Raw genomic sequence first — 6,873 nt, 5'->3', positions numbered from 1 at the left:
TAGTCATATTTTATTCCTCTTGGTTATATTAATTGATTATATAACCTATAAGGAATTTACACACTTAGATGGACAGACCCTAAGCCTTCTAGAAAGTTTGCTAATTAACCTGAGTTTGATGTAAAGCACGATAGCAATCTCGGTTAAATTAGCCTATTTAGGTGACGTAGCTAAGTTTAGGATGACAGACTTTCGTTCTAATGTTTTCAAAAGTATTTACTTTTTATATCAAACTCAGGTTAAGTCATAGAGAGCCATCTGAAATTTAATTCGGGAAGGCTCTCTTCTGGCTTCTAGTCGATAGATTTCTTAAGTCATGACCAGTTAAATAAACTAACTGCCAATTAATTCACCTTCATCTCCTCCTAAAAGATGCACGTCTACGTTAACTTGCGTAAGATCGTCAACAGTAGGTGCTTTCACAGCAAGCTTATCTTTAACTAATACTGGTGCTTCTGATTTAACTTGTGCATGGTCAATAACCTCAAGAATTGGAGGAACGACAAGTGCTTGTTGGCAAATATCTATTATATGATGATTTGTAATATAATCTGGATGATCTGCTAAAATTCGTTTAATTACATCAGTATAAGCCTTTGCGAATATTTCTACTGGGGCATAGTTTTTAGACCCAGACAGTGTAATTGCGTCAAGTATCTCCTTAAATATTAATATTCTGGATATATTTAGAGAATCGTTTAAAGTGCTTAAATTTTGGCCAAGCGTACTAGTAGATATTGATCCAATTCCTGTTAAGTATACTTCACTGGCATATGCTAGTAATTGATTTTGGGTTGATAAATCCCACTTACCAGCTTTTATAAGGTTGGATACAGGTTCAAGTACGCCAGGGCTTAACCTATGGGCAATTATTGGCATCATAACAGTTTCAAGATATGCATTATAGGAACCATTGACTACTACTTCTTGCCCTAGAAGGTCTAGGGCATAGTTACTTGCCTTAAGTAGTGTCGCTTTAAGAATATGTCCATCAACGAAATATTCTGGGTGCTTATCCAATATAGTTGAAATTAACTTTGGATATTGCTGTACAAAAGCAACTCCGCAGAGTGGGTTCTTAATTGGATTCCTCATAATACCAAGATTAATTGCTTCAAAGCATAGCATTAAAGCGGTATCAACATTCTCTGGAGTATTAAGAGTGTGACCTAATACTTTACTTAAGAATTTTTCATCTAAGTATCCAGAAACGCCATATTCAATTGAAGCAAGTTTATTAATCCATTTGCCTTGGGTTGCTGCTGCATACACATAATTTAGGACAGATTCTTGGATCTTTTGTTTTATAGTTAATGTAAGATCGTCACTTACTCCATGTGTTCTAATTATTTCAAAACTATCGGATGATTTTATGGGTAATGGTTCTTTTGATTTCTCAATCTTTTTAACAACAATATCCTCAAGAGAAATTGATTGTGCTAATAATAGTTCAGTTTTTTGAATATCACCGAAAGATTTATATATACTAGCGAGAAATTTGAGTGCTGTTGCTGCGTACGCTTTATTCCCAAGTTGTAATGCCATGTTATAGGCTATATCAGCATGTTGCATTGCTTCAATTTTTATAGACCTGTCATCAATTATATGACCCACTTGAGCTGCAGTAATATAGGCTTCTAAAATACTAGGATGATTAGTCTCTAAGTTAGCTTTTCTGAATTCGACTGAATACTTAGCGAGATCAAAAGCTTCTAGGAGGTCTGGATGTGTAGTAATCAGAGTCTTTGTAGTACTTTCGATCAATGTAGTGATATCATGATTTTGTAAAGCATTAGCCTTTTCAAGGAGCTTTAGAGCCTCAGTAGCATTCTCAAGTTTAATTTGAGTTCTTTCTTCAGTTGAATTTATTGCCATTATGGCCTTTGCTTTAGCAAATAATATTTCGCTTTTTAAAGTATTTAACTCTTTTGTAGGAGAGCTAACCTCTATTTTGCGTAAAACTATGTCAAATATCTGGTTTTGAAAAATAGGATCAGGATATTGTGCAATAAAACTATTTGTAAAATTTACTATTTTAGGTAGTCCAATAGAGCTGATCTCAAGTATGACCTTTTCTAATTGTCTTGCGTTAGGCGTTTCAATACTATCTGTTATTAACTTAATCGCAATTTCAGTTCTTTTTGCTGAAAACTCTTCAGCAGTCATTTCTTTCTTGGATGGAACTTCTGCTCTTTTTTCTTCTAACTTTTGGGGTATGACTTCCTTGGTACTCTTACTTGATAATCTTTTTGCGGCATCTTCTTTTCTTTTTTCTCCCAATTCTTTTGGGGTCATCATTTTCTTGCTCATAAATTACCTTCCCATTTAAGTTAATAAATTATTTTCAACAAATACTATTATTACCAATCTAAGACTGATCAATAAACGTTAGCATAGTTTATTTTTTTAATAAATGAGTTTATTGTGTTTATAAATATTTTAACAATACATCTTGCATTATTTTTTTGGCAATTGGAGCGGAAGCTCTCCCACCACCACCACCATGGTCAAAATATATTGATATTGCGTATTTTGGATTATCAAATGGAGCGTAACCAGAAAATATTGCATGATTTCTGCTGCCCCATGCTATGTTATCTCTGCTTAGATCATCAGATGCATTTTTCTTAGCTTGAACCTGGGCTGTACCAGTTTTACCAGCCATATGCATTGATTTGTAATCTAGTCTGCTTAAATACCCAGTACCACCAGGAGTATTCATAGTATTGAATAAAGCGGTCTTAATGATTTCAAGATTACTTTGCTGCAGATCCAGTTGAACATAGTTTGGAGCACCAACTGCTATTTTGGGAGAAAATAATTTTCCATTACTAGCAATAGCTGTAATTAGACATGCTAGTTGCATTGGAGTAGCAAGAATAAAACCTTGGCCGATCGAGAGATTTAATGTATCACCTACACCCCACTTAGTGCCATATTTCTCCATTTTCCACTGTTTGGTTGGTACGAAACCACTAAGTTCGCCAGGTAAGTCAACTCCGGTTGGTTTGCCAAGGCCAAATTTATTTGCAACTTCGATTATTTTATCAGCACCTGTTTGCCGCGCGACTGCATATATATAATGGTTACAGGAGTGTTTTAATGCATCAACCATGTTAAGAGCCCCATGGCCACGGCTTCTGGAGCATCGAAAGCTGTTGCCACCTAGAATAGGTGCTCCGGTACAAATAATTTTGTTATCAGGATCAATACCAGCCTCAAGTGCGGCTAATGCGGTGATAATTTTAAAAACTGATCCCGGGGGATACAAGCTTTTAGTGGTTTTGTCGATTAAGGGTTTATACGGATCATTTATTAAACTATTCCAATATTGATTAGAAAGTTTACTGAACTTATTGGGATCAAAAGATGGAGTTGAAGCGCAAATTATAATATTACCATTGGTGCAATCCATTACTATTGCACTGCAGCCTTGTGCATTCATATGTTTTAATGCGTTTTCTTGTAATTCTGCGTTGATATTTAAATATAAATCATTTCCAGGTTTGCTTGCGCTTTTTCCTAATTCCCGTACGTATTTACCCAGTGCGTTTACTTCTATCCTTTTAAAGCCAAATTCTCCACGCAAATGCTCTTCATAAAATTTTTCAATGCCGCCTTTCCCTACCTTAAAAGTTTCATCTGCTAATTTTGTAGGCTCATCTTCACCTGTTCCTGGCCGACCTAGATATCCAATTAAGTGAGCGGTAGAGAGTCCAGATTTATAGAATCTTTCAAAACCAGTATCAATGAAAAGTGATTTGAAATCGGCTTTCCTTTCTTCGATTACAGCAACTTGATTCCAATCTAGGCAATCTATAACAATTGCAGCAACGCGCCTTCCTCCTTTAGACATCCTCCTTTTTATTTCGTCTATTTGGTAATCATCAAGCTCTAGTATTTCTACTAAATGATTAATTTCTTCTGAATATTTCGGATTACCATTCTTATCAAGTAGCAATCGAAAACAAGTATTATTTTTTGCAATTATCACACCATCAGAATCAAAGATTTGTCCTCTTGTTGGGGAAAGTAAAATCATTTTAATCCTATTGTTATCTGAAAGTGTTCGGTATTCATCTTTTTTGATGAATTGCATATAGAACATTCTGCCAGCTAGTAAAAAGAGGAGACCTAATTTACCAGCCCCAATTACAAAAGTTCTTCTGGTCATTATTTGTCTATTTAAGGAACTTCTATCTAGCATTCTGACCTAATATATTTATTGATCTTTCTATTAGAGTGGAAAGTATTGGATAGAAAAAAATGGTTGTCAGGAAATAAAAAACTATTTCATATCCTTCAATAGGGTAATCACTCTTTATCAATACAACTAGATACCTTATCAAGATAATAAAAGCGCTATATCCACAAAATACAGTTAAATTAATGAAGTATTTTCGTAGTAAAAACCACCTACTAAAGTAGTTAAGGCATATGTTGCCAAATATTAACGCAAGAGAGCTGGTTCCGGGTGGTAGTGCGTTTAATTGATCTGTGAGTAGTCCAATAACAAATAACTGCCAATAGTTTAAAGAGTGATAGGTACTTACATAATAGATTATTATTATATCAAAAGCTGGTAATATTTCACCGAATGGTCCAATTTTGTACCATTGAGAGGGTAAAATAAGAATTATCCACAAATAACTTAAAGCTAATAAATTGATAATAAGTTTTGAGGTAAATTTATACATAAAATGGTATTAGACATTCCTATGTCGATTAACTGCTGCATTCATTATTAAGCCAAATCCAAGTAGCATTGACACCATCATGGTCCTTCCATAAGATATCAAAGGTAATGGCACTCCTACAGCGGGTAATAATCCCATAACCATAGCAATATTTATAAATATATGACAGAAGAATAGTGTAACAATACCAATAGTCAAAAGTCTAGCGAATTTTGAGCGGCAGTTGATAGCTACTGATAACGAACTAATTATGATCAGAGAATATAAAATTAATAACGTTATTCCACCAACAAAGCCTAATTCTTCCATTAAAAAGGAAAAGATAAAATCAGTTTCATATTCTGGCAGAAAGCTGAGGGGGCCTTGGGTGCCACTTAATAAGCCCTTGCCAAGAAAACCTCCAGAGCCAATAGCAATCTTTGATTGAATAATATTATACCCTTTGCCCAATGGGTCTGCTTCTGGATTGATAAATGTTAGAATTCTATTGCGTTGATAATCGTATAACATGAACCACATAGCTGGCATTGCGGTTAATCCAATTATACTAGATATAATAAAATATATTCTTTTCACACCAGCCGCGAAGAACATAAAGCATACCACTATAAGAGTGATCATACCTGTACCAAGGTCGGGCTGTCTTATTACCAGATAAATTGGAATAATCGAAGCTATTAATGGTAGAATTAGTATAAAATCGCTTACAGTATAATTACTGTACTCGTGGAAAAATTTTGCTAACATCATTACTACAGAAATTTTTACCAGTTCTGATGGTTGAATTGTAAAAAGTCCCAAATCTAACCACCTTGTTGCTCCCATAGCTGATTTGCCCATTAATTCAACAAATAATAATAGAAGCAATGTAATGATATAAAAAACGTAAGCAAAATGATAAATAACTTTCAGATCAATTATAGCAATTAATATAGAAACTGGCATAAATATTAAAAATACTAAAATCTGTTTGTATGCCCAAGGTTCAATATGGCCGCCGGCTGCTGAATAAAGAAGAATAAAACCGTATAGACTAATTAATGTAGTAAATAAAGGTATAGAAATAGGTATTTTCTTAATTCTGGCAATAAAGTCTTCCCTATAATTGTCCATGATTATGATTCCTTAAGATTAGTGTTTTTTGGGGGAGTAGTTTTAGTATAAACCAACTTATACTTAGGAAAAATAATTTTAATAGTTGTTCCTTTGCCCTCTATGCTTGTTATACGTAGTTCGGCTTCATGTGCGTCTAGAAGCATTTTGACAATAGCAAGGCCAAGGCCATATGATCCTACAGAATTATAGTCTTGCTCTCTGAGGGTGCCGTATGCACTTAATGCAACTGGAACATCACTTTCTTTCATGCCAACACCTTGGTCCATAATAGTTATAACCATTTCTTCATAGATAATTTTAGCAGTTACTGTAATAGTTGTATTATCTTTAGAGTATTTTATACTATTTGAGATTAGATTACTTATAACTTGTAATATTCTTCTTTTGTCGCATATTAAAATAGGTAGATCATTTTCTATCTGGGTTATTATTTCAATTTTCCTAATATTAAATCTAGCTAGATTGACCTGAATTGCTTCTTTTATTACTTCTTGGATACTAGTTAAAGTATTTGTTATTTTGAATTTTCCTTCGATAATTTGACTTTCATCGAGTATATCTGTAATAAATTCTAAAATTAAATTAGAATTATCGTAAATTCCTTGAGCATATTTTTTATATGGTAAGGGTAATTCTCCAAGGAATTCTTTGGTCATCATTTCAGAGCCAGTAAGAATAAAACCAAGAGGAGAACGAATTTCATGAGCAGTAAAAGCTAAAAAGTTAGTTTTAGCTTTAGTAGCATTTTCTGCTACTAGAGAAGCCCTTTCGGCTTTTGTTCTAAGGAAAGTTTCCCTTTTATATATGAAAATTATTGCTCCCAAGGAGAGGGATGCGAAAATACAAACTAAGATAAAACTTTTGGCTAGATCTATTATTATGTCTTTTTTAATAAGGTCACTATCTATATTTACTACAAGTGTGAAAGGTAAGTCAGCTAATGGTTTTATAAAGTAATTTAAGCCATTTAGCATACTAAGATAAGAAAAATCAGTTGCGGTTTTTTCTTGAGGTACTAATTTTTGTAACGCTGTGTTTAAATATTCTTCGAATTTTAAAT

The 6,873-nt window shown here is 33.7% G+C and carries 4 protein-coding genes; all 4 read right to left on the bottom strand.

The window, feature by feature from the left end; genetic code table 11:
- Nucleotides 1-333: 333 nt before the first annotated feature.
- Nucleotides 334-2,310: a hypothetical protein gene (locus tag Megvenef_RS06540; protein WP_322777173.1), complete on the bottom strand. Its 1,977-nt coding sequence runs from the start codon at nucleotides 2,308-2,310 to the stop codon at nucleotides 334-336.
- A 118-nt stretch (nucleotides 2,311-2,428) separates the two neighbouring features.
- The gene (gene mrdA / locus Megvenef_RS06535) at nucleotides 2,429-4,207 is read right to left on the bottom strand and encodes a penicillin-binding protein 2 (RefSeq protein WP_322777172.1); all 1,779 of its coding nucleotides are present in this window, start codon (nucleotides 4,205-4,207) and stop codon (nucleotides 2,429-2,431) included.
- A 499-nt stretch (nucleotides 4,208-4,706) separates the two neighbouring features.
- Nucleotides 4,707-5,810 (bottom strand): rod shape-determining protein RodA, encoded by a 1,104-nt coding sequence (gene rodA, locus Megvenef_RS06530; RefSeq protein ID WP_322777171.1) that lies wholly within the window; start codon nucleotides 5,808-5,810, stop codon nucleotides 4,707-4,709.
- A gap of 2 nt (nucleotides 5,811-5,812) precedes the next feature.
- Nucleotides 5,813-6,873: sensor histidine kinase (locus tag Megvenef_RS06525; protein ID WP_322777170.1), on the bottom strand; the 1,061-nt coding region annotated here is incomplete at its 5' end.

Origin of the sequence: Candidatus Megaera venefica (assembly GCF_034554655.1) — a bacterium.
GTDB lineage: Bacteria > Pseudomonadota > Alphaproteobacteria > Rickettsiales > Rickettsiaceae > Megaera_A > Megaera_A venefica.
The sequence above is the reverse complement of the archived record's forward strand: the minus strand, read 5'-3'. Positions and strand labels throughout refer to the sequence as shown.

Excerpts from the sequence above, each read along its gene's own strand:
- Megvenef_RS06540 (WP_322777173.1), bottom strand. The coding sequence starts at position 2,310 with ATGAGCAAGAAAATGATGACCCCAAAAGAATTGGGAGAAAAAAGAAAA.
- mrdA (WP_322777172.1), bottom strand. The coding sequence starts at position 4,207 with ATGCTAGATAGAAGTTCCTTAAATAGACAAATAATGACCAGAAGAACT.
- rodA (WP_322777171.1), bottom strand. The coding sequence starts at position 5,810 with ATGGACAATTATAGGGAAGACTTTATTGCCAGAATTAAGAAAATACCT.